We start from the raw sequence: 22,058 nt of genomic DNA, 5'->3' as shown, positions 1-22,058 counted from the left end.
TGCCCCTAGGGCAGGGCGAGCATCCGCTCCAGCGCCAGCTTCGCGAAGTGTTCGGTCTCCCGGTCGACTTGGATGCGGTTGACGACCTTGCCGTCGGCCAGCGACTCCAGCGCCCACACCAGGTGCGGCAGGTCGATCCGGTTCATGGTCGAGCAGAAGCAGACGGTCTTGTCGAGGAAGACGATCTGCTTGTCCGGGTGCGCCTTGGCCAGTCGGCGGACCAGGTTGAGCTCGGTGCCGATCGCCCAGGACGAACCGGCCGGCGCCGCCTCCAGGGCCTTGATGATGTACTCGGTCGAGCCGACCTGGTCGGCCGCGGTGACGACCTCGTGCTTGCACTCGGGGTGCACCAGGACGTTGACGCCGGGGATGCGGGCGCGCACGTCCTCCACCGAGTCCAGCGAGAAGCGGCCGTGCACCGAGCAGTGCCCGCGCCACAGGATCATCTTGGCGTCGCGCAGCTGCTCCGCGGTGACCCCGCCGTTCGGCTTGTGCGGGTTGTAGAGGACGCAGTCCTCCAGCGAGAGGCCCATCTCCCGGACCGCGGTGTTGCGGCCGAGGTGCTGGTCGGGGAGGAAGAGCACCTTCTCGCCCTGCTGGAACGCCCACTCCAGGGCGCGCTTGGCGTTGCTGGAGGTGCAGATCGTGCCGCCGTGACGGCCGGTGAAGGACTTGATGTCGGCGGAGGAGTTCATGTACGAGACGGGCACGGTGACGTCGGCGACGCCGGCCTCGGTGAGCACGTCCCAGCACTCGGCGACCTGCTCTGCGGTGGCCATGTCGGCCATGGAGCAGCCGGCCGCCAGGTCGGGGAGGATCACCTGCTGGGCGTCGGAGGTCAGGATGTCCGCGGACTCGGCCATGAAGTGCACACCGCAGAAGACGATGTACTCCGCCTCCGGCCGGGCGGCGGCGTCACGGGCCAGCTTGAAGGAGTCGCCGGTGACGTCGGCGAACTGGATGACCTCGTCGCGCTGGTAGTGGTGGCCCAGGACGAAGACCTTCTCGCCGAGCTTCGCCTTGGCGGCGCGGGCGCGCTCCACCAGATCCGGGTCCGAGGGGAGGGGCAGGTCGCCGGGACAGTCGACGCCGCGCTCGCTGCGCGGGTCGGACTCGCGGCCCAGGAGGAGCAGGGCGAGCGGGGTCGGCTGGACGTCCAGCGGTTCGGATGTGGTGGTCACGGGCCCGAAGCCCTTTCTCTGCGGAACTACGGCTCAAACCTTTTCGTCTATTTGACGCTATCTATCATAACCCGTTCGCGTCAGAATGACGATGGCCCTCGCGTCAATGTGACGCATTACCCGAACAAGGCCCGGTGTGCGAGCATGGATGGCGCCAAGACGCATGGGACCCGGAGGAATGAATCCGGGAAGCCACCGGTTCACCGTTGTGGCAGCATCCGTACAACCCGGGAGTGGATCAGATGACGGTTCAGGACGAGACCAGCCAGAGCGAGGGCATCATCCTGTCCGACGCGGCGGCCTCCAAGGTCAAGAGCCTGCTCGAGCAGGAGGGCCGCGACGACCTCGCGCTGCGCGTCGCCGTCCAGCCGGGCGGTTGCTCCGGCCTGCGCTACCAGCTGTTCTTCGATGAGCGCGCGCTCGACGGCGACGTCGTGAAGGACTTCGGCGGAGTGAAGGTGGTCACCGACCGCATGAGCGCCCCGTACCTCGGCGGCGCCTCCATCGACTTCGTCGACACGATCGAGAAGCAGGGCTTCACGATCGACAACCCGAACGCCACCGGCTCCTGCGCCTGCGGCGACTCGTTCCACTGAGCCCCGCGCGAAAGCGGCGGACACCCGGGGTGCCCGCCGTTTTCGGCATGTCCTGACGCGCCTTCCCGGCGCCCCGGTTACTTCCGCGGCACCGTGCTGCCGTCGGAGAGGTCGACGACCTTGCGGTCGCCCAGCGGCGTGTCGAGCCGGACCGTGCGGGAGAACCGCTCGGCGATCATGATGCAGGCCTTCCCCGGCTCCTTCTCCACCGCAGTGACCTTGACCTTCACCACCGTGCCCGAGCCGTCGGCCGAGACCGTGTAGTCGCTGCACACCCCGCCCCAGAAGCGCAGGGTCAGCTGCGTCCCCTCGGCGCGGTACGACTCGACCTTCGCCGCCCCGGCGGCCGGTGCCGCCGTCCCCGAGGGCGCGGGGGAGGCCGTGCCGCCCCGCACGTACGCCGGGTCCACCGCCGGCTGGGCCAGCACCGAGGTGCGCGTCACGCCCTCCTGCGCCACCTCGAAGAGCCAGGACGGCACGAGCGTCTGCCGCCCGGCCACGAACTGGGCCGACAGGCCGAACTCGGCCTTCCGCACCTCCATCGGCCGGTGCGCCGTCGGTACGCAGGGGAGCACCTGCGGCAGCGTCGGGTCGTCGCCGGGGGCGCGGGAGGGCTTCGGCACCACGGTGGGGCAGTCGCCGATCCCCAGGTCACCGCCCGTCCCGGGGCGCTCCAGCAGCTTCAGCGCCTCCTTCGCCGACACCACCGGGTAGGTGTCACCCCTGGTCAGCGGTGCCATCATGCCGTGCCCGGTGACCAGCAGCCCGTCCGAGGCGACCTGCACCGCCGACCGCCAGCCGTGCGTGGGCAGCCCCGCCACCCGCGGGTCCGCGGTGACCGTGCGCAGGACCCCCGAGACCTCGGCGGCGTCCGTACGTGCGCCCTTCAGTCCCAGCGCCGCGAAGACCGGCGCGGCCCTGCGCAGCGCCTCCGCCGCCGGCACCGCGAGGTCGTCCTGCGCCGGGGCGCGGCCCTTGCGGGGCTTGCCGCCGTAGTACGAGTACGCCCAAGTGCCCGGCGCGTCCTTGTTCACCCGGAGCACCGGACCGCCCCCGTCCGGCGTACCACCGGCCTTCCACACGCCGTGGTCGGACTTCACCGTGCCCGGCACGCCCAAGGCCTGCGCGAGCCGCTCCACGGCGGCACGCGACACGCTGCCCGGCCGCTGCACGGCGGCGGAGGAGGGGCCGTCGGGCAGATCGCCCCGGACGGTGAGCTCGGCACCCGTGCCGCCGGTGGCGGAGTCCAGTTCGAGCGGCTCCGCGGCGTCGCTCCCGCTGCCGCCCGAGGCGCGCGGTACACCGCCCTCGGCACTCGACGAGGCCCAGTAGGCACCACCGCCCCCGGCGGCCAGTACGGCCACGGCCACCGTCGACATCACCCACGGCGGCCTGTGCCGGCGGCGCGTTCGCGTCGGCTCGCTCTCCACGATGGCTCCTTCGGCCCCGCACAGCTGCTGACGTCCCGTCCTTCAACCGGGGGACGCCACTTGGACGGGCCGGAGCGCTTCGCGGTTCCGATCAGTCGGCGTACTCGGCCATGCCCTCGACGACGTGCGACGACGCGGCCGGCACCGTGATCCCGTGCAGGCTCGCCGGGCTGACCCGCGCGGACTCGTCCTCCGCGGGGACCTCCCAGTGCGCGGCCATCTTGCGGCAGTCGCCGATCAGCTCGGCGAGCGACTCGGGGTCGCCGAGGGGCGCGGGGGGAAGAGGAGTGGTCATGCATACGACCCTAGGCACGTGGCGTCACGGGAGAAAGCCCTACTATCGGGTAGTTTCACCATGTCGGCGTCCACCGGCCCAGCCGGTAGCGTGGACAGGTCCCGTCCGCAGCCCGCCTCCGCAGGAGCGTTCCAGCCGTGCGTATCGCAGTCACCGGCTCCATCGCCACCGACCACCTGATGACCTTCCCCGGCCGATTCGCCGACCAGCTCGTCGCCGACCAGCTGCACACGGTCTCCCTCTCCTTCCTGGTCGACACGCTCGACGTACGCCGCGGTGGCGTCGGTGCGAACATCTGCTTCGGCATGGGCCAGCTGGGTGTCCGGCCCGTCCTCGTCGGCGCCGCCGGCTCCGACTTCGACGAGTACCGCGCCTGGCTCGACCGGCACGGCGTCGACACCGCCTCCGTCCGCATCTCCGAGGTGCTGCACACGGCGCGCTTCGTCTGCACCACCGACGCCGACCACAACCAGATCGGCTCCTTCTACACCGGTGCCATGAGCGAGGCCCGCCTCATCGAGCTGCACTCGGTCGCCGCCCGCGTCGGCGGCCTCGACCTGGTGCTCATCGGCGCCGACGACCCCGAGGCGATGCTCCGCCACACCGAGGAGTGCCGCTCCCGCGACATCCCGTGGGCGGCGGACTTCTCGCAGCAGATCGCCCGCATGAACGGCGACGAGATCCGGATACTGCTGGACGGCGCGGCCTACCTCTTCTCCAACGAGTACGAGAAGGGCCTCATCGAGTCCAAGACCGGCTGGACGGACGAGGAGATCCTCGGCCGGGTCGGCACCCGCGTCACCACGCTGGGCTCGCGCGGCGTCCGCATCGAGCGGGCTGGCGAGGAGCCGATCGTCGTGGGCTGCCCGGAGGAGGACGCCAAGGTCGACCCCACCGGCGTCGGCGACGCCTTCCGCGCCGGCTTCCTCTCCGGCCTCGCCTGGGGCGTCGAGGCGGAGCGCGCGGCACAGGTGGGCTGCATGCTGGCGACGCTGGTGATCGAGACCCTCGGCACGCAGGAGTACCAGCTGCGGCGGGCCCACTTCATGGACCGCTTCACCAAGGCCTACGGCGACGAGGCCGCCGAAGAGGTCCGCACCCACCTGCACTGAGGCTCACCGCGGGGTTGCGGGCGGTCGCCCGCAACCCCCGGGCCCGTCAGGAGACCCGGCGCACCCAGTACGCGACGCCGCGGGGCGCGGCGTGCGCGCCGAGGTACTCCTGCTCGCGCATGTCGCACCACGCGGGGATGTCGAGCCGGGCGGCCTCGTCGTCGGAGAGCACCGACACGACGCCGCCGACCGGCACGTCCCCGATGACCTTCGCCAGCTCGATGACCGGGATCGGGCACCGCTTGCCGAGGGAGTCCACGACGAGGTCGGGCTCGCCCTCCTCCTCCGCAGCCCCCGCTCCACCCGCCGTCCGCGCCGCCCGCGCCGCGGGCCCGGACGCCGGCGCCGGAGCGCCGAGCCGCTCCCGTACCGTCCGCACCACGCCCGGCAGCACCTCGAGGAAGCGGTCCACGTCGCCCGCCTCCGTACCCGCCGGCAGCGAGACCCGGACGTTCCCCTCGGACAGCACGCCCATCGCCTTCAGCACGTGGCTGGGCGTCAGCGTGCTGGAGGTGCACGACGACCCGGAGGAGACGGAGAAGCCCTCCCGGTCCAGTTCGTGCAGCAGCGCCTCGCCGTCCACGTAGAGGCAGGAGAAGGTCACCACGTTCGGCAGCCGCACCCCGGGGTGGCCCACGACCTCCACGTCCGGGAGGAGTTCGGGCACCGCCGTACGGATGCGGTCGACCAGGGCGGAAAGCCGTGCCGCCTCCGCGTCCGCCGCGGCGCGCACCGCCCGCAGGGAGGCCGCCGCGGCGACGATCGCGGGCAGGTTCTCGAAGCCGGGTGCCCGCCCCGACTCCCGTTCGTCCGAGGGGTGCTGGGCGGCGAAGCGGGTGCCCTTGCGGACCGCCAGCAGGCCGACGCCGGACGGTCCGCCCCACTTGTGGGCGCTCGCGGTCAGCAGCGACCAGCCACCCGCCACCGCGCCCCAGCCCAGTGACTGGGCGGCGTCCACGAGCAGCGGCACCCCCGCCGCCCGGCACAGCTCGGCGGCCCGGTCGACCGGCTGCACCGTGCCGACCTCGTGGTTGGCGGACTGCAGGCAGGCCAGCGCGGTGTCCTCGCGCAGCGCGGCGCCGAAGGCGTCGGGGTCGACCAGACCCGTGCGGTCCGTGCCCACCTGCGTGACGTCGGCGTCCTCCACCGCGTGCAGCACGGAGGAGTGCTCGACGGCCGAGACGACCACGTGCCGGCCGATCCGGCGTCGGCCGGCGAGCGCCCCGGCCACCCCCGCGTGCACCGCACGAGTACCCGAAGGAGTGAAAACGAGTTCGTCCGGACGGCACCCGACGGCGTCGGCGGCGGCCTCGCGGGCGGCGTCGAGGAGCAGCCGTGCGCGGCGCCCCTCGCGGTAGAGCCGGGAGGGATCGGCCCACCCTTCGTCGAGCGCGGCGAGGAGTGCCTGCCGGGCGACGGGATGCAGTGGTGCGGCGGACGCGGCGTCGAAGTAGGGCACGTCCTGCACGCTACGCCCCGGCGTCCCCGCGGAGCGTCTGGGGACCAGTCAAAAGCCCCCGAAACGGGGCCCTCCGCAGGTGCGCAGCGGTGCCCGACACCCCTTCGGGGGCAGCCCCGGCGCGTTGGCACCCCTCCCCGCGCGCCCCAAAATCGAGTCCAGTAGGGTTTGGTCCGCATAAACATCCACACCACTGCCCGCGCCAGGGCGACCGACCAGCACAGGCCGGGCATCCGGACGCGTGGGCGAGACTCTCGGGAAGGCGCTACGTGAGTCCCTACGGCTCCGACCGCTCGTCGCGGCGCCCGATGCGGCGGATTCTGCCGCAGGCGCTGGCCGCGGGCCTGGTCCTTGCGACCGCCACCGGTTGCACATACGAGGACTTCCCCCGCCTCGGCATGCCCAGCCCCGTCACGGAACAGGCACCGCGGATCCTGTCGCTCTGGCAGGGTTCCTGGGCTGCCGCGCTGGCGGTCGGCGTGCTCGTGTGGGGCTTGATCCTCTGGAGCATCATCTTCCACCGGCGCAGCCGCACCAAGGTGGAGATCCCGCCCCAGATCCGCTACAACATGCCGATCGAGGCGCTCTTCACCACCGTCCCGCTGGTCATCATCTCGGTGCTCTTCTACTTCACCGCCCGGGACGAGTCCAAGCTCCTGGAGACCTCCGCGCGGCCCGACCACGTCGTCAACGTGGTCGGTTTCCAGTGGAGCTGGGCCTTCAACTACGTCGAGGACGTGGACGGCAACCCGTCGACCCCGGCGGCCGGCACGGTGCCCGCGGAGCTCTCCACGATCTCGGCGAAGAAGCTGGACGCGCCCGCGGGTGCCGACGGCGTCTACGACTTCGGCACGCCGGCCTCCAAGGACCAGGACACCGGCAACCCGGGCCCGACCCTGTGGCTCCCCAAGGGCGAGTCGGTCCGGTTCGTCCTCACCTCGCGTGACGTCATCCACTCCTTCTGGGTGGTTCCCTTCCTGATGAAGATGGACGTCATCCCCGGACACACCAACGTCTTCCAGGTGACCCCCAACAAGGAGGGCACCTTCGTGGGCAAGTGCGCCGAGCTGTGCGGTGTGGACCACTCCCGGATGCTCTTCAACGTCAAGGTCGTCTCCCCGGAGGCCTACAAGCAGCACCTCCAGGACCTGGCGAAGAAGGGCCAGACCGGTTACGTCCCGGCAGGCATTGCCACCACCGGCAACGCCAAGAACGCGGAGACCAAGACCCAGTGAGCATTCTCAACGAACCCCACGGTGCGGCCGCCGCGCACGACGACGCGTACGCGGACGAGATGCCGGTCCGCACGAAGCAGCCGGGCAACGTCATCGTCAAGTGGCTGACCACCACCGACCACAAGACGATCGGCACGCTCTACCTGGCGACGTCGTTCTTCTTCTTCCTCATCGGTGGCGTGATGGCGCTCGTCATGCGCGCCGAACTCGCCCGCCCGGGCACCCAGGTGGTGTCCAACGAGCAGTTCAACCAGCTCTTCACGATGCACGGCACCGTGATGCTGCTGATGTTCGCGACCCCGCTCTTCGCCGGCTTCGCGAACTGGATCATGCCGCTGCAGATCGGCGCCCCCGACGTCGCGTTCCCGCGGCTGAACATGTTCGCCTACTGGCTCTACCTGTTCGGCTCGCTGATCGCGGTCGCCGGCTTCCTCACCCCGAACGGCGCCGCCGACTTCGGCTGGTTCGCCTACTCCCCGCTGACCGACGCGGTCCGCTCGCCGGGCATCGGCAGCGACCTGTGGATCATGGGTCTGGCGTTCTCCGGCTTCGGTACGATCCTCGGCTCGGTCAACTTCATCACCACGATCATCTGCATGCGCGCCCCCGGCATGACGATGTTCCGGATGCCGATCTTCGTCTGGAACGTGCTGCTCACCGGTGTGCTGGTGCTCTTCGCCTTCCCGGTGCTGGCCGCCGCGCTGCTGGCCCTGGAGGCCGACCGGAAGTTCGGTGCGCACGTGTTCGACGCCGCCAACGGCGGCGCCTTGCTATGGCAGCACCTCTTCTGGTTCTTCGGGCACCCAGAGGTGTACATCATCGCGCTGCCGTTCTTCGGCATCATCAGTGAGGTCATCCCGGTCTTCTCCCGGAAGCCGATGTTCGGCTACGTCAGCCTCATCGCGGCGACGATCTCGATCGCCGGCCTCTCGGCGACGGTGTGGGCCCACCACATGTACGTCACCGGTGGTGTGCTGCTGCCGTTCTTCTCCTTCATGACCTTCCTGATCGCGGTACCGACCGGTGTGAAGTTCTTCAACTGGATCGGCACCATGTGGAAGGGCTCACTGAGCTTCGAGACACCCATGCTCTGGGCCATCGGCTTCCTGATCACCTTCACCTTCGGTGGTCTGACCGGTGTCATCCTGGCCTCGCCGCCGCTGGACTTCCACGTCTCCGACTCGTACTTCGTGGTGGCGCACTTCCACTACGTCGTCTTCGGCACGGTCGTCTTCGCGATGTTCTCGGGCTTCCACTTCTGGTGGCCGAAGTTCACCGGCAAGATGCTCGACGAGCGCCTGGGCAAGATCACCTTCTGGACGCTGTTCATCGGCTTCCACGGCACCTTCCTCGTCCAGCACTGGCTGGGTGCCGAGGGCATGCCCCGCCGCTACGCGGACTACCTGGCCGCCGACGGCTTCACCACGCTGAACACCATCTCGACGATCAGCTCCTTCCTGCTGGGCCTGTCGGTCCTGCCGTTCATCTACAACGTGTGGAAGACGGCGAAGTACGGCAAGCCGGTCGAGGTGGACGACCCGTGGGGCTACGGCCGCTCGCTGGAGTGGGCGACCTCCTGCCCGCCGCCGCGGCACAACTTCCTCACGCTGCCCCGCATCCGGTCCGAATCCCCGGCCTTCGACCTCCACCACCCGGAGATGGCCGCTCTGGACCAGCTGGAGAACGTCGGCGCGGCCCCGGCCGTCTCCGGCGGCGATGAGAAGGAGAGCGGCAAGTGAAGTTCCAGGGCAAGCTGTTCCTGTGGCTGTCCGTCTTCTTCCTGGGCATGGCCGTCGTCTACGGCCTGTGGTCCAAGGAGCCGGTCGGCACCACGGCGCTCTTCCTCTCCTTCGGCCTCGCCGTGATGGTCGGTTTCTACCTGGCCTTCACCGCCCGGCGCGCCGACACCGGCGCCCAGGACCGTGAGGACGCGGACGTCGCGGACGACTCCGGCGAGCTGGGCTTCTTCAGCCCGCACAGCTGGCAGCCGCTGCTGCTGGCCTTCGGTGGAGCCACCGCCTTCCTGGGCATCATCTTCGGCTGGTGGCTCATCTACTTCGGCGCGCCCTTCATCCTCGTCGGCCTGTGGGGCTGGGTCTTCGAGTACTACCGGGGTGAGAACCGCACCCAGTGAGCGCCCGGCGCCCACGCACCGCACGGCGATGGCCCGGACCCCGAACGGGGGGTCCGGGCCATCGCCCGTTCGTACGCGCTCGGCGAGCGCCGGAGATCATCTCTGCCTAGCGTGGTGACCATGGGTCACTTTTCTCCGCGCCGCATGGCGACCGCGATCGCTGCAGTGACACTCTCCGCGCCGCTGGCCTCCTGTTCGGGCGGCGGCGATCCCCTCGCCACCGCCCCCTACGACGCCGCCGGCCAGGTCGTGTGGACCGGGGGAACCACCGGGTCGAAGAAGGCCGACCCCAAGAAGCCGCTGGAAATCACCGTCAAGGGTGAGGGCAACCGCATCACCGATGTGACGGCCACCGACGGTTCGGGACGCTACGTGAGCGGCCGCCTGTCCGCGGACGGCAAGAGCTGGCGCAGCACCTCGAAGCTCTCCTCCGCGGCGCACTACGTCGTCAAGGTGACCACCGAGGACGCGAAGGGCCACCAGGGACGCAAGACGCTCGCCGTGGACACCTCGGGCACCAAGCGCCATCTGAAGGTCACCTTCGGCCCGGAGAGCGGCACCTACGGCGTCGGACAGCCCATCACCGCCGAGCTGAGCGCGGCCGTGAAGGACACCCTCGGCCGGAGCGTCGTCGAGCGCAACCTGCACGTCAACGCCTCCCCGGCGGCCGACGAGGGCGCCTGGTACTGGGTCGACGACAAGACCCTGCACTACCGCCCCCGTACCTACTGGCCCGCGCACGCCCGCATCGACGTGCGCAGCACCCTGGACAACGTGCACATCAAGGGCTCGCTCTACGGGGGCGACGTCAAGCCGCTGACGCTGCGCACCGGCGACCGCGTCGAGGCCGTCACCGACGCCGCGACGCACTCCATGACCTTCAAGCGCAACGGCAAGCTCGTCCGCACCATCCCGGTGACCACCGGCAAGCCGGGGTTCTCCACCCGCAACGGCATCAAGGTGGTGCTGGGTCAGGAGGCCAACGTAAGGATGCGCAGCGAGACCGTGGGGATCGCCTCGGGCAGTTCCGACTCCTACGACCTGCCCGTCCAGTGGGCCACCCGTGTGACCTGGAGCGGTGAGTACGTGCACGCGGCGCCCTGGTCGGTGGGCTCTCAGGGGATCGCCAACGTCAGCCACGGCTGCGTCGGCATGAGCACCGAGAACGCCCACTGGTTCTTCGACAACGTGCGGCGCGGCGACCTGGTCTCGGTCGTCCACAGCCTGGGTGAGGACATGCCCGCCTTCAGCAACGGCTTCGGCGACTGGAACCTGTCCTGGAGCGAGTGGCGCAAGGGCAGTGCGACGGGAACGCGCAAGGGCGCCGACCCGGCCGTCGCCGACCGTACCGACGCCCCTGAGGCCCGTCTTCAGCCCGAGATGTGACGCTACGCGTCGACGGCCAGCCGCTGCCTCAGCAGCCCCGCCAGGGCCTCGTTCAGCGCGACCGGGTCGACCGGGTGGCTCACCGCCGCGTCGGCCCGGCTCCAGCTGGCCAGCCAGGCGTCCTGGGGGCGCCCGATGAGCACCAGCACCGGCGGGCAGCGGAAGATCTCGTCCTTCACCTGGCGGCACACTCCCATGCCGCCGGCCGGGACGGCCTCGCCGTCGAACACGCACGCGTCGATGCCGCCGTTCTCCAGCGCGCTGAGGACCGCCGGGAGGGTCGCGCACTCCATGTACTCCACCGGCGGCAGGTCGCTCGCCAGGCGGCGGCCGACGGCCAGACGGACCTGTTCCCGGGTGTTCCTGTCGTCGCTGTAGACCAGCACCGTCGCGGTCGTCTGCATCCGTGCCTCCTCGCCCTCGTGGAGTCGCCTGCCTGTGGCCGAACCTTACTCCCGGGCAGGGTGCTTCGAGGAGGGTTAGCTCCTTCGGGCGACGCCTTTCCCTACCTCAAGGGCCTTGACACACCGAATGGCACCCCCCGGAGTGAGCGCGAGATAAGCGACCGACATAATGTCGGTCGTGGCGACAGCAACAGCAGTAGAAACCGGGCACGCGCACCCGTCGGTCAACCGGCCGAACCTCACCAGCGTCGGAACCATCATCTGGCTGAGTTCCGAGCTGATGTTCTTCGCGGCCCTCTTCGCGATGTACTTCACCCTTCGCTCGGTGACGGGTGCCGAGTACTGGAAGGCGCACGCCGACGTCCTGGACATCCCGTTCTCGGCGACGAACACCACGATCCTCGTGCTCTCCTCCTTCACCTGCCAGATGGGTGTCTTCGCCGCCGAGCGCGGCGATGTGAAGAAGCTGCGCGCGTGGTTCATCGTGACGTTCATCATGGGCGCGATCTTCGTCGGCGGTCAGATCTTCGAGTACACCAACCTGGTCAAGGAGGACGGCCTCTCGCTCTCCTCCGACCCGTACGGTTCGGTGTTCTACCTGACCACCGGATTCCACGGTCTGCACGTGACGGGTGGTCTCATCGCCTTCCTGCTGGTCCTCGGACGGACCTACGCGGCACGGCGGTTCACCCACGAGCAGGCCACCGCGGCCATCGTCGTGTCCTACTACTGGCACTTCGTCGATGTCGTCTGGATCGGCCTCTTCGCCACGATCTACCTGATCAAGTAGTCGGGGCCCCGCGCGAGTTGCGCACACGGTCAACGACATCCAGAACCATCGACGCAAGAGATCCTGACACCGGGGTAATCCGTGAAAAAGCTCTCCGCACGACGGCGCCACCCGCTGGCGGCGCTCGTCGTCCTACTTGTCGCGCTCACGGCCATCGGGGGGCTGTACGCCGCGCTCGCGCCGGCGCCCAAGGCGCAGGCCGACGACAGCTCTCAGTCCCTCGCCATCGAAGAGGGCAAGAAGCTGTTCGCCGTCGGCTGCTCCAGCTGCCACGGTACGTCGGGGCAGGGCGGCAGTGACGGCCCCAGCCTCGTCGGCGTCGGCTCCGCGGCCGTGGACTTCCAGGTCGGCACCGGTCGCATGCCGGCCCAGCAGCCCGGCGCCCAGGTGCCGCGCAAGAAGGTCATCTACGACCAGAAGCAGATCGACCAGCTCGCGGCGTACATCGCCTCGCTGGGCCCCGGTCCGGTCACGCCCACCGAGGAGCAGTACGACCCGGCCGGCGCCAACGCCGCGCGCGGCGGGGAGCTCTTCCGCACCAACTGCGCCCAGTGCCACAACTACCAGGGCAAGGGCGGAGCGCTGACGCACGGCAAGTACGCGCCCACGCTGGAAGGCGTGAGCGACAAGCACCTGTACGAGGCCATGCTGACCGGCCCGCAGAACATGCCGTCCTTCCCCGACACGACGATGCCGGAGGAGAACAAGCGGGAGATCATCGCTTACCTCGACGCCGTCAACGGCGAGGGCGCGCCGAGCCCCGGCGGCATGTCGCTGGGCAGCCTCGGCCCGGTCACCGAGGGTCTCTTCGGCTGGATCTTCGGCCTCGGGGCCCTGATCGCCTGCGCCATTTGGCTCGCGGCCCACACCACCAAGGCGAAGAAGTCATGAGTCAGGACATGTCACAAGAGAACCTGCCGGACAGGCCGGCACACCAGGGCGGCGGCCAGCTCGCGACCGCGGAGAACCCGTTCGCGGACCCGGGCTTCCCGGCCCACCTGCCGCGCCGCCAGGACATCGACGAGAAGGCCGCGAGGTCCTCCGAGCGCACGGTGGCCTTCCTGTTCACCGTGTCGATGCTCGCCACGCTGGCCTTCATCGCCAGCTTCGTGGTCATCCCGATCGACAAGATCGTCTACATCTGGCCGCTGGGTCACATCAGCGCGCTGAACTTCGCGCTGGGCATGACCCTCGGCGTCTCGCTCTTCGCCATCGGCGCCGGCGCGGTCCACTGGGCCCGCACGCTGATGTCGGACGTCGAGGTCGCCGACGACCGCCACCCGATCGAGGCGAGCCCCGAGGTCAGCGCCAAGGTCAAGGCCGACTTCGCCACCGGGGCCGGGGAGAGCCAGATCGGCCGCCGCAAGCTGATCCGCAACACCATGCTCGGCGCGCTGACCCTGGTGCCGCTCTCCGGTGTGTTCCTGCTGCGCGACCTCGGCCCGCTGCCGGAGGACAAGCTCCGCCACACGCTGTGGTCCAAGGGCAGGCTGCTGATCAACCAGAACACCAACAAGCCGCTGCGTCCCGAGGACGTCGCCGTCGGCTCGCTCACCTTCGCCGTGCCCGAGGGCCTGGAGGAGGAGCAGCACGACTACCAGGAGCAGCTCGCCAAGGCGGCCCTGATGATCGTCCGCATCCAGCCGGACGACATCAAGGACAAGAAGTCCCGCGAGTGGGCGCACCAGGGCATCCTGGCGTTCTCCAAGATCTGCACCCACGTCGGCTGCCCGATCAGCCTCTACGAGCAGCAGACGCACCACGTGCTCTGCCCGTGCCACCAGTCGACGTTCGACCTTTCCGACGGTGCCCGGGTGATCTTCGGTCCCGCCGGTCACGCCCTGCCGCAGCTGCACATCAGCGTGAACGGTGAGGGTTACCTCGAGGCACTGGGCGACTTCGAAGAGCCCGTGGGCCCTGCGTTTTGGGAGCGTGGATGAGCACCAACACGAGCGCGAGCGCGAAGCAGCGCGGAAAGGCGCCCGCCGGCGAACGTGTCGCCGACTGGGCCGACGGCCGGCTGGGCATCTACAGCCTGGGCAAGGCCAACCTGCGGAAGATCTTCCCGGACCACTGGTCCTTCATGCTGGGCGAGATCGCCCTCTACAGCTTCATCATCATCATCCTGACCGGTGTCTACCTGACGCTGTTCTTCCACCCGGCGATGAACGAGGTCGTCTACGACGGCTCCTACGCGCCGCTGCAGGGCATCACGATGTCCGATGCGTACGCGTCGACCCTGCACATCAGCTTCGACGTGCGCGGCGGTCTGCTCGTCCGCCAGATCCACCACTGGGCGGCCATCGTCTTCGTGGCCGCGATGCTCGTGCACATGATGCGCATCTTCTTCACCGGTGCGTTCCGCAAGCCGCGCGAGGTCAACTGGGTCTTCGGCTTCCTGCTGCTGTTCCTCGGCATGTTCGACGGCTTCATGGGCTACTCGCTGCCGGACGACCTGCTGTCGGGCACCGGTATCCGCTTCATGGAAGGCGCCGTGCTGTCCGTGCCGATCGTCGGCACGTACCTCTCGTTCTTCCTCTTCGGCGGTGAGTTCCCCGGCACCGACATCGTGCCGCGGTTCTACACGATCCACGTGCTGCTGATCCCCGGCATCATGGCGGGCCTGCTGGTGGCCCACCTGATCCTGATCGTCTACCACAAGCACACGCAGTGGGCCGGCCCCGGCAAGTCGGAGAAGAACGTCGTGGGCATGCCGTTCTTCCCGGTCTACACGGCCAAGGCGGGCGGCTTCTTCTTCATCGTCTTCGGTGTCATCGCGGCCATGTCCGCGCTGGTCTCCGTGAACCCGGTGTGGGCGTACGGCCCCTACCGTCCGGACCAGGTGTCGACCGACGCCCAGCCCGACTGGTACATGGGCTTCTCCGAGGGCCTGATCCGCATCATGCCGGGCTGGGAGATCAACTTCGCGGGCCACACGCTCGTCCTGGGCGTGTTCATCCCGCTGGTGATCTTCCCGCTGGTCCTGGGCTTCATGGGCGTCTACCCGTTCCTGGAATCCTGGGTCACCGGTGACAAGCGCGAGCACCACCTGCTCGACCGGCCGCGCAACCGGCCCGTCCGCACGGGCATCGGCGCCGCCTGGATCAGCCTCTACCTGATCCTGCTCGTCGGCGGTGGCAACGACCTCTTCGCCACCCGCTTCCATCTGTCGATCAACGCGATCACCTGGGTGGTCCGGATCTCGTTCTTCGTGCTGCCGGTGCTGGTCTTCGTCGTCACCAAGCGGATCTGCCTGGGTCTGCAGCGACGCGACCGCGACAAGGTGCTGCACGGTCGCGAGACCGGCATCATCAAGCGGCTCCCGCACGGTGAGTTCATCGAGATCCACGAGCCGCTGGAGCAGGGCTCGCTGTTCAAGCTCACCCAGCACGAGCAGCCCAAGCCGCTCGAGGTCGGCCCCGAGGTCGACGAGAACGGCGTGGAGAAGAAGGTCGGCCCCACGGCGAAGCTGCGCGCGAAGCTGTCCCGCGGCTACTACGGCGAGGGGACGCAGATCGACAAGCCCACGGTCGAGGAGTACGAGGAGATCACGAGCGGCCACGGTCACCACTGATCACTGAAGCTGTGCCACCGGGCAGGGTCCCGTCCATCCGATGGACGGGGCCCTTTCCCGTTCCCCGGCGCCGATAGGCTGGAGCCGAAGGATTCCCGTCGCACGTCAGACCCCATGGAGTGTGGACCATGAGCGTTGTGAACCCCGCCGGAGGCGCATCAATGGCGGGCGGCTCCTGGCCCGACGTCCTGGGTGCACTGCTGAACGGCAAGGACCTGACCGCCGCGGAGGCGGCGTGGGCGATGGACCGGATCATGAGCGGTGAGGCCTCGGACGCCCAGGTCGCCGGCTTCATGGTGGCGCTGCGGGCCAAGGGGGAGACCGTCGAGGAGGTCACCGGCCTCGTCGAGTCGATGTACGCGCACGCGGAGCCGCTGCACATCCCCGGCCCCGCCGTGGACATCGTCGGCACCGGCGGCGACCGGGCCAGGACGGTGAACATCTCGACGATGTCCGCCATCGTCATCGCCGGCACGGGGGCCAAGGTCGTCAAGCACGGCAACCGCGCCGCCAGCAGCGCCAGCGGCGCCTCCGACGTCCTGGAGAAGCTCGGCATCAACCTCGACCTGCCCGCCGACCGGGTGGCGAAGGTCGCCGAGGACACCGGGATCACCTTCTGCTTCGCGGCGAAGTTCCACCCCGCGATGCGGTTCGCCGCCCCGGCCCGCCGCGACCTGGGCATCCCCACCTCGTTCAACATCCTCGGCCCGCTGACCAACCCGGCACGCGTGGGCGCCTCCGCCGTGGGGTGCTTCGACACCCGGATGGCCGGGCTGATCGCCGGCGTGCTGGCCCGCCGCGGCTCCTCCGCGCTGGTGTTCCGGGGCGACGACGGGCTGGACGAGCTCACCGTCACGTCCACCTCCCAGGTGTGGGTGGTGCGGGACGGGAAGGTCGAGCAGGAGTCCTTCGACCCGCGCGACGTCGGCATCGAACTGGTGCCGATCGAGGCGCTGCGGGGCGCGGACGCGGCGTACAACGCCGACGTCGCCCGGCGACTGCTGGCCGGCGAGACGGGCCCGGTGCGTGACGCGGTGCTGCTCAACTCGGCGGCCGCGCTGGTGGCGCTGGAGGGCGCGGGCGGCTCGCTGACCGACCGGATCGCGGCCGGGATCGCCCGGGCGGCCGAGTCGGTCGACTCGGGTGCGGCCGCGCGGACGCTGGAGCGGTGGGCGGCGGCCACGCAGGCGTAGTCGCGGGAACGACCGCGGAGGGCCGGGGCCGTTGCCCCGGCCCTCCGTGCTGTCCGCCCGCGGGCGGACCGTCCGGGATGCGGACCGCGGCTTGCGGCGCCCCGCGCGTGTGGCATGATGCTGCGCAGGTCACGAGTGACAGCGACACGGCCCCGGCCCGCTGTCCGGCAACCCTCCTTCCGTGGCGGGGTGCCCCGGGTGATGACCAGGCCGCAGGCAGCGAGGTCTGCGGCAAGCGCGGTCAGAGGAGTTCCTCCATGAGCAAGCGAATGCGCTAGGGCCTTTCGGGCCCCCAGCCGTCCTCCCCCCTCCCCGGGCCTTCGCCCGTCGTGCCGAGGGCTGTTCCGTCATCACTGACGTCCCGTCACTCCCGCATGCTCCCAGGAGAGTTCGCCATGTCGCTGCGCCCTGCCCTGCCCTCGTCCGTCCACGCCGCGCTGCCCGTGCTCGGGCGCGACGTCCTCGTGCCGCTCGTGACCGGGGGCGAGGTCGGCTACGCCGCCCTCGACTACGCGGCCAGCGCGCCCGCCCTGCAGCGGGTCTGGGACGACGTGGCGGCCTACGCGCCGTACTACGGCAGTGTCCACCGGGGGGCCGGCTACCTCTCGCAGCTGTCGACGGACCTGTTCGAGCAGAGCCGCGCCACGGTCGCGGAGTTCCTCGGCTGCCGCCCCGACGACCAGGTGGTCTTCACCCGTTCGACCACCGACTCGCTGAACCTGCTGGCCGCCGCCGTACCGGCCGGCACGAGCGTCTTCGTCTTCGAGACCGAGCACCACGCGTCCCTGCTGCCGTGGCGGAACGCCGACGTGACCTACCTGGGCGCCCCCCGCACCCCGGGGGAGGCCGTGGCGACACTGGAGCGGGCACTGGCCGCCCGGGAGTCGTACGGACCGGCGCTGGTCTGCGTGACCGGGGCGTCCAACGTGACCGGCGAGCTGTGGCCGGTGCGGGAGCTGGCCGCGGCGGCCCACGCGCACGGGGCCCGGATCGTGCTGGACGCGGCGCAGCTGGCCCCGCACCACCCGGTGGACATCGCCGAACTCGACGTGGACTGGGTGGCCTTCTCCGGGCACAAGCTGTACGCGCCGTTCGGCTCCGGTGTGCTCGCCGGCCGCGCCGACTGGCTGTGCGCGGCCGAGCCCTACCTGGCCGGGGGCGGCGCCTCGCGGCGGGTGGCCCGGCGAGCGGACGGCGGCGTGGACGTCGACTGGCACACCACGGCCGCCCGGCACGAGGCCGGCTCGCCCAACGTCATCGGCGCCTACGCGATCGCCTCGGCCTGCCGCGTGCTGACGGAGGCCGGGTTCGACCGGCTGGTCGAGCGCGAGCAGGCGCTGGTGGCGCGGGTGCGGGCCGGACTGGCCGAGGTGCCCGAGGTGAAGGTGCTGTCGCTGTTCGGCGACGACGCCCCCCGGGTCGGCGTCATCTCCTTCGTCGTCGAGGGCTGGAACAGCTCCCACTTCGCGGCGGCGCTCTCCGCCGAGTACGGCATCGGCGTCCGCGACGGCCTCTTCTGCGCGCACCCCCTGGTGCGCACCCTGCTCGGCGGCGTTGACCAGGAGCCGGGTGAGTGCGGGGCCCCCGACGCCGCCCCCGGCGAGCCCGCCCGGCCTTCGGCCGGGGGTGCCCCCACGCTCAACGCCATCCGCGTCTCGTTCGGCGCGGGCACCCCGGACGAGCACGTGGAGCGCTTCGTCGCCGCGGTGCGGGAGCTCGTGGCGGACGGTGCCAAGTGGCGCTACCGCACCGAGGACGGCCGCTGCGTCCCGGACCGGGACCAGGCCTGAGCGTCCCGGTCCGCCCCGCAGCGCCGCGCCGGGCGGACCGGTTACGCGTCCAGGCCGATGGCGAAGGCCGTCTCGAGGTCGTGCTGGGAGTAGGTGCGGAAGGCCACGTGCGTGTCCGTGGCCTCGACACCGGGGATCTTGCTGATCCGGCCGGGGATGACGTCCGCGAGCTCGTCGTGCCGGGCCACCCGCACCATGGCGACCAGGTCGTACGTGCCCGTGACGGAGTAGACCTCGCTGACGCTGTCGAGCGCGGCGATGGACTCCGCGATCTCGGGGATACGGTCGACGCTGGTCTTGATGAGCACGATCGCGGTGATCACGGCTGTAGGTCTCCTTGGGTCGCCCTGGCTGCGGGCTCAAGCTTAGGCGTTGCGCGATAGCACACCCACGCGCACAGGAAGCCGAAGACGAAGCCGGTGATGTGGGCGAGGTAGGCCACCCCGGGACCGGTCTGCTGGATCTCGCCGGCGAGCCACTGCAGCACGAACCAGAAGATCAGCACCATCCAGGCCGGGAAGCGCAGCGGCAGGAAGAAGAGGAAGGGGAAGACACTGGTTACCCGGGCCTTGGGGTAGAGGTAGAGGTACGCGCCGAGCACCCCCGAGATCGCGCCGGACGCCCCGACCAGGGTCTGGGTCGAGGAGGCGTGCCCGAGCGCATAGCCGTACGTCGCCAGGTAGCCCGAGACGACGTAGAAGAGCAGGAACCGGAAGCGGCCCATGCGGTTCTCGACGTTGTCGCCGAAGACCCAGAGGAACAGCATGTTGCCGAGCAGGTGGACCCAACTGCCGTGGACGAACAGTGCGGTGAGCACCGACACGAACGGCGAGGTGGCGAAGGACCCCAGCGGCGGGCAGTCCGCCGGCATCGGCACCTGCGCCAGGGGGATCCGGCCGTGCCAGAGCTCGGCGGGGATGACACCCCAGCGGGCGAAGTACGTCGCCTGGGCGCACACCTGATCGTGGCCCATGCCGTACATGTAGTTGAGCCCGGAGGACGGGCTGATGAGGAAGAGCGACGCGCACAGCCCGATCAGGGCGTACGTCACCACGGGTGTGCGGTGGACGGGGTTCTTGTCGTACACCGGGATGACCATGGACCGATCATGGCGGAACGGGCGTAACGGTCGCGGGGCGCCTCGCCGCAGCGCGGGGGACCACCGAGGCCGTAGGGTGACCGGAACGCATCCGCGCGACCGAGGAGACGACCGATGCCGGTGCCCCTGCCGACCGCCACGACCCGCTGGCGTTGCTCCCTGTGCGGCAACCTGACCCGGTTCGACGTCACCCGTTCCAGCAAGGTCGTCGAGTACGTCCACCTGGACCTGGCGGGCGAGCCCACGGTCGAGGAGCGCGAGGTGCTCAGCGAGTCCGTGGAGTCGGTGCGCTGCCGCTGGTGCAACGCCGTGGACCAGGTCGAGCTGGTCGACCGCCCCGGCGCGGCGGCGGCGACGCAGGCCTGAGCGCCGCCGGGGACAATAGAAGAATGCGGCGCGGCCAGAGAGGTTGAAGGAGGCCGGGGAGGCGCCCACGGACTGGACGGGAGTGACGGGTGGACGGGACCGGCGGTAACCCGGGCCGCGGCGACGAAGCGGCCGCGCCCGAGGCTACGGCTGCGCCGGAGGAGTCCGTCCACGGCGAGTCGCTGGACCGGCCGCTACCCGAGGGCGTACGGCACCGCGTGGTCGCCCTGGCGGCGGAGGCCTTCGGCGGGCTGACCCCGGGCGAGCTTCCCGCGGTGCTGCGCCCGTACGCCCGGTTCACCCCGAGCCGTCGCGCCAAGTTCGCCGCCACCGCGCTCGCCACGGCCCTGGAGGGCGACCCGTCCTTCCGGCAGCGGGTGGGCGCACGGCTACGCGAGTCCGAGCCGGACCTGTGCGAGGCGCTGGACGCCGGCACCCCGCCCCCCGCGGTCGACCCGCTGGACGTGGCGGCCGCCGCGTACCTGCTGCGTCCCGCGGGCTGGGCCAAGCTGGTGGCCGCCGCGGGCGAGGAGGCGCAGCGGGTCAGCGCCGAACGGGCCGGCGAGGAAACGCAGCGTGAGCTGCGGCAGCTGAAGGCGGAACTGGACGAGGCCCGCGCCCAGGCGCGTACCGAGGGCGTGCGGGTCCGCACCGAGCTGGAGGCGGCCCGCAAGGAGGCCGAGTCGCTGCAGCGCAAGCTGCGCAGTGCGGCGAGCGATGTGAAGCGGGCCGAGGCGGCGCTGCGCAAGGTCGAGGCCGAACTGGACGAGACCCGCGCGGCCGCGGCCGCGGAGAAGGCCTCGGCCGACGGCGAGGCCCGTCGGCTGCGGGCCCGGCTCGCCGAGGCCGAGCAGGCCGTGGAGGCATCCCGCCGGGCGGCCCGGGAGGGCCGCAGCACCGAGGACATGCGGCTGCGCCTGCTGCTGGATACCGTGCTCGACGCCGCCTCGGGACTGCGCCGGGAGCTCGCGCTGCCGCCGCGCGACACCCTGGGCGCCCGGCCCGCGGACACCGTCGACGCGGTCATGCCGGGGGCGATCAGCCCCAAGGACATCGCGCGGCGCGCCCTGTCCGAGGACGACCCGGCGCTGCTGGACCAGCTGCTGGCGCTGCCGCAGTCCCATCTGGTGGTCGACGGCTACAACGTGACCAAGACCGGTTATCCGGCGCTGCCGTTGGAGAAGCAGCGGCTGCGGCTGCTGGGCGGCCTGGCCGTGCTGGCGGCGCAGAGCGGTTCCGAGGTCACCTGCGTCTTCGACGGCGCCGACCTGGACGCCCCGGTGCTGCTGGCACCGCCGCGCGGGGTGCGGGTGCTGTTCAGCAAGGCCGGTGAGACGGCGGACGAGTTGATCCGGCGTCTGGTTCGGGCGGAACCTCCCGGTCGTCCGATTGTGGTGGTTTCTTCCGATCGCGAAGTTGCTGACGGTGTGGCCCGTGTAGGCGCCCGCCCGGTCGCATCCACCTTGCTGCTGAAGCGACTTGCCCGGGTGTGACCTGGAGCACACCGTGGGGCGCGTGAGGCGCTTTTCGGGGACGCAGTGTCAACTCGTCATCACTGCACGTGCGATGTATGTAAAGAAAACGCTGCCGAGCGACTTTTTTTCTTCAGGGATTTGATCCGATCACAAGATGGTCACTAGGGTCGTGCCTCGAACCTCTGCCCAGTCGATCATCCAGCCCGGATGGCGGCGGAGGTCCCGCCGATCTGAAGTGCCGCGCGTACGACGGGGGACGCCGACACTTGGAGCCGGGGAACGCAGTTCCCGATGCATGCGGCAGGCGGCTGGAGGAAGAAGGAGCTCGCCCGAGTGGCGTCCCACCGTCGTCCCAAGCAGGCCAGTCGCACACGTGTCACCGTGCTCACCGCGACCGCCGCCGCAGCCGTCGCCCTGTCCGCGCAGGCAGCCCAGGCGGCGCCGGCCAAGCCGTCCGTCAAGAGCGTCAAGGCCAAGGTCGACGGTCTCTACGAGCAGGCCGAGCAGGCGACCGAGAAGTTCAACGGCGCCAAGGAGAA

General features: G+C 70.4%; 21 protein-coding genes, 1 pseudogene and 1 riboswitch. Of the genes and pseudogenes, 15 read left to right on the top strand and 7 right to left on the bottom strand.

The genetic code is table 11. The annotated features are described in order from the left end of the window. Positions 1-5: 5 nt before the first annotated feature. Positions 6-1,181, bottom strand: coding sequence for a quinolinate synthase NadA (gene nadA / locus PV341_RS14695; protein WP_500329931.1), 1,176 nt, complete (start codon positions 1,179-1,181; stop codon positions 6-8). A gap of 242 nt (positions 1,182-1,423) precedes the next feature. Between nadA and PV341_RS14690 the strand changes: the two genes are divergently transcribed. Continuing rightward, the gene (locus PV341_RS14690; RefSeq protein ID WP_499511434.1) at positions 1,424-1,777 is read left to right on the top strand and encodes a HesB/IscA family protein; all 354 of its coding nucleotides are present in this window, start codon (positions 1,424-1,426) and stop codon (positions 1,775-1,777) included. A 77-nt stretch (positions 1,778-1,854) separates the two neighbouring features. Here the strand turns inward: PV341_RS14690 and PV341_RS14685 are convergent, their stop codons facing one another. Both PV341_RS14685 and PV341_RS14680 read right to left on the bottom strand, forming a co-directional pair. Then, on the bottom strand, positions 1,855-3,207 hold the full coding sequence (locus PV341_RS14685) for a hypothetical protein (RefSeq protein WP_500358005.1): 1,353 nt from the start codon (positions 3,205-3,207) through the stop codon (positions 1,855-1,857). A 91-nt stretch (positions 3,208-3,298) separates the two neighbouring features. Beyond that, positions 3,299-3,502 carry a hypothetical protein gene (locus PV341_RS14680; RefSeq protein WP_499511432.1) on the bottom strand — a complete coding sequence of 68 codons (204 nt, stop codon included), beginning with the start codon at positions 3,500-3,502 and terminating at the stop codon, positions 3,299-3,301. A 137-nt stretch (positions 3,503-3,639) separates the two neighbouring features. On the opposite strand from PV341_RS14680, the gene PV341_RS14675 reads away from it, so the two are divergent. Then, on the top strand, positions 3,640-4,614 hold the full coding sequence (locus PV341_RS14675; protein WP_499511431.1) for a carbohydrate kinase family protein: 975 nt from the start codon (positions 3,640-3,642) through the stop codon (positions 4,612-4,614). A 46-nt stretch (positions 4,615-4,660) separates the two neighbouring features. Here the strand turns inward: PV341_RS14675 and PV341_RS14670 are convergent, their stop codons facing one another. Next, positions 4,661-6,073 (bottom strand): cysteine desulfurase/sulfurtransferase TusA family protein, encoded by a 1,413-nt coding sequence (locus PV341_RS14670; protein ID WP_500358003.1) that lies wholly within the window; start codon positions 6,071-6,073, stop codon positions 4,661-4,663. Between the two features lie 269 nt (positions 6,074-6,342). On the opposite strand from PV341_RS14670, the gene ctaC reads away from it, so the two are divergent. From ctaC to PV341_RS14650, 4 genes are all read left to right on the top strand, one after another. Next, on the top strand, positions 6,343-7,308 hold the full coding sequence (gene ctaC / locus PV341_RS14665) for a cytochrome c oxidase subunit II (protein WP_499511429.1): 966 nt from the start codon (positions 6,343-6,345) through the stop codon (positions 7,306-7,308). Beyond that, positions 7,305-9,047 (top strand): aa3-type cytochrome oxidase subunit I, encoded by a 1,743-nt coding sequence (ctaD, locus tag PV341_RS14660; RefSeq protein WP_499511428.1) that lies wholly within the window; start codon positions 7,305-7,307, stop codon positions 9,045-9,047. The genes ctaC and ctaD overlap by 4 nt, the downstream gene beginning before the upstream one ends. Beyond that, complete coding sequence (locus tag PV341_RS14655; RefSeq protein WP_499511427.1) at positions 9,044-9,442, top strand: cytochrome c oxidase subunit 4; 399 nt, start codon at positions 9,044-9,046, stop codon at positions 9,440-9,442. Before ctaD ends, PV341_RS14655 begins: the two co-directional genes overlap by 4 nt. Before the next feature lie 120 nt (positions 9,443-9,562). After that, positions 9,563-10,828 carry a L,D-transpeptidase gene (locus tag PV341_RS14650; RefSeq protein WP_500329925.1) on the top strand — a complete coding sequence of 422 codons (1,266 nt, stop codon included), beginning with the start codon at positions 9,563-9,565 and terminating at the stop codon, positions 10,826-10,828. Between the two features lie 2 nt (positions 10,829-10,830). Here PV341_RS14650 and PV341_RS14645 read toward each other — a convergent pair whose 3' ends face one another. After that, positions 10,831-11,232 carry a hypothetical protein gene (locus PV341_RS14645; RefSeq protein ID WP_499511425.1) on the bottom strand — a complete coding sequence of 134 codons (402 nt, stop codon included), beginning with the start codon at positions 11,230-11,232 and terminating at the stop codon, positions 10,831-10,833. 169 nt (positions 11,233-11,401) lie between these two features. Between PV341_RS14645 and ctaE the strand changes: the two genes are divergently transcribed. The 6 genes from ctaE (at position 11,402) to PV341_RS14615 (ending at position 18,579) form a co-directional block, all read left to right on the top strand. After that, positions 11,402-12,022: an aa3-type cytochrome oxidase subunit III gene (gene ctaE / locus PV341_RS14640; protein WP_500329923.1), complete on the top strand. Its 621-nt coding sequence runs from the start codon at positions 11,402-11,404 to the stop codon at positions 12,020-12,022. Between the two features lie 81 nt (positions 12,023-12,103). After that, positions 12,104-12,913 carry a cytochrome bc1 complex diheme cytochrome c subunit gene (gene qcrC, locus PV341_RS14635; RefSeq protein WP_500329921.1) on the top strand — a complete coding sequence of 270 codons (810 nt, stop codon included), beginning with the start codon at positions 12,104-12,106 and terminating at the stop codon, positions 12,911-12,913. 8 nt (positions 12,914-12,921) lie between these two features. Next, entirely contained in the window at positions 12,922-13,962 is a 1,041-nt protein-coding gene (gene qcrA, locus PV341_RS14630) for a cytochrome bc1 complex Rieske iron-sulfur subunit (protein ID WP_500329920.1), read from the top strand. Continuing rightward, the gene (gene qcrB / locus PV341_RS14625) at positions 13,959-15,596 is read left to right on the top strand and encodes a cytochrome bc1 complex cytochrome b subunit (RefSeq protein ID WP_499511422.1); all 1,638 of its coding nucleotides are present in this window, start codon (positions 13,959-13,961) and stop codon (positions 15,594-15,596) included. The genes qcrA and qcrB overlap by 4 nt, the downstream gene beginning before the upstream one ends. A 128-nt stretch (positions 15,597-15,724) precedes the next feature. Then, positions 15,725-16,789: an anthranilate phosphoribosyltransferase gene (trpD, locus tag PV341_RS14620; RefSeq protein ID WP_500329918.1), complete on the top strand. Its 1,065-nt coding sequence runs from the start codon at positions 15,725-15,727 to the stop codon at positions 16,787-16,789. Positions 16,790-16,916: 127 nt separating this feature from the next. Further along, a riboswitch (SAM riboswitch) is annotated at positions 16,917-17,033 on the top strand. Positions 17,034-17,184: 151 nt separating this feature from the next. Beyond that, complete coding sequence (locus PV341_RS14615) at positions 17,185-18,579, top strand: aminotransferase class V-fold PLP-dependent enzyme (protein ID WP_500329916.1); 1,395 nt, start codon at positions 17,185-17,187, stop codon at positions 18,577-18,579. 41 nt (positions 18,580-18,620) lie between these two features. Here PV341_RS14615 and PV341_RS14610 read toward each other — a convergent pair whose 3' ends face one another. Both PV341_RS14610 and PV341_RS14605 read right to left on the bottom strand, forming a co-directional pair. Further along, a complete protein-coding gene (locus PV341_RS14610) occupies positions 18,621-18,902 on the bottom strand; it encodes an Lrp/AsnC family transcriptional regulator (RefSeq protein WP_018557042.1) in 282 nt (93 codons plus the stop codon). Next, a complete protein-coding gene (locus PV341_RS14605; protein WP_500329914.1) occupies positions 18,899-19,678 on the bottom strand; it encodes a rhomboid family intramembrane serine protease in 780 nt (259 codons plus the stop codon). Before PV341_RS14605 ends, PV341_RS14610 begins: the two co-directional genes overlap by 4 nt. A 114-nt stretch (positions 19,679-19,792) precedes the next feature. On the opposite strand from PV341_RS14605, the gene PV341_RS14600 reads away from it, so the two are divergent. The 3 genes and pseudogenes from PV341_RS14600 to PV341_RS14590 all read left to right on the top strand — a co-directional run. Further along, positions 19,793-20,044: a hypothetical protein gene (locus PV341_RS14600; RefSeq protein ID WP_499511418.1), complete on the top strand. Its 252-nt coding sequence runs from the start codon at positions 19,793-19,795 to the stop codon at positions 20,042-20,044. Positions 20,045-20,133: 89 nt separating this feature from the next. After that, positions 20,134-21,537 (top strand): NYN domain-containing protein, encoded by a 1,404-nt coding sequence (locus PV341_RS14595; protein ID WP_500329913.1) that lies wholly within the window; start codon positions 20,134-20,136, stop codon positions 21,535-21,537. Positions 21,538-21,810: 273 nt separating this feature from the next. Next, positions 21,811-22,058, top strand: a pseudogene (locus tag PV341_RS14590) (hypothetical protein); the annotation flags it as partial.

Origin of the sequence: Streptomyces sp. PA03-1a (assembly GCF_033792805.1) — a bacterium.
GTDB lineage: Bacteria > Actinomycetota > Actinomycetes > Streptomycetales > Streptomycetaceae > Actinacidiphila.
Note: the sequence above shows the minus strand (reverse complement) of the source record. Positions and strands in the feature narration are given on the sequence as shown.

Coding starts and splice junctions, on each gene's coding strand:
- PV341_RS14690 (WP_499511434.1), top strand. CDS start 1,424: ATGACGGTTCAGGACGAGACCAGCCAGAGCGAGGGCATCATCCTGTCC.
- PV341_RS14680 (WP_499511432.1), bottom strand. CDS start 3,502: ATGACCACTCCTCTTCCCCCCGCGCCCCTCGGCGACCCCGAGTCGCTC.
- PV341_RS14650 (WP_500329925.1), top strand. CDS start 9,563: ATGGGTCACTTTTCTCCGCGCCGCATGGCGACCGCGATCGCTGCAGTG.
- PV341_RS14645 (WP_499511425.1), bottom strand. CDS start 11,232: ATGCAGACGACCGCGACGGTGCTGGTCTACAGCGACGACAGGAACACC.
- ctaE (WP_500329923.1), top strand. CDS start 11,402: ATGTCGGTCGTGGCGACAGCAACAGCAGTAGAAACCGGGCACGCGCAC.
- qcrA (WP_500329920.1), top strand. CDS start 12,922: ATGTCACAAGAGAACCTGCCGGACAGGCCGGCACACCAGGGCGGCGGC.
- qcrB (WP_499511422.1), top strand. CDS start 13,959: ATGAGCACCAACACGAGCGCGAGCGCGAAGCAGCGCGGAAAGGCGCCC.
- trpD (WP_500329918.1), top strand. CDS start 15,725: ATGAGCGTTGTGAACCCCGCCGGAGGCGCATCAATGGCGGGCGGCTCC.
- PV341_RS14615 (WP_500329916.1), top strand. CDS start 17,185: ATGTCGCTGCGCCCTGCCCTGCCCTCGTCCGTCCACGCCGCGCTGCCC.
- PV341_RS14605 (WP_500329914.1), bottom strand. CDS start 19,678: ATGGTCATCCCGGTGTACGACAAGAACCCCGTCCACCGCACACCCGTG.
- PV341_RS14600 (WP_499511418.1), top strand. CDS start 19,793: ATGCCGGTGCCCCTGCCGACCGCCACGACCCGCTGGCGTTGCTCCCTG.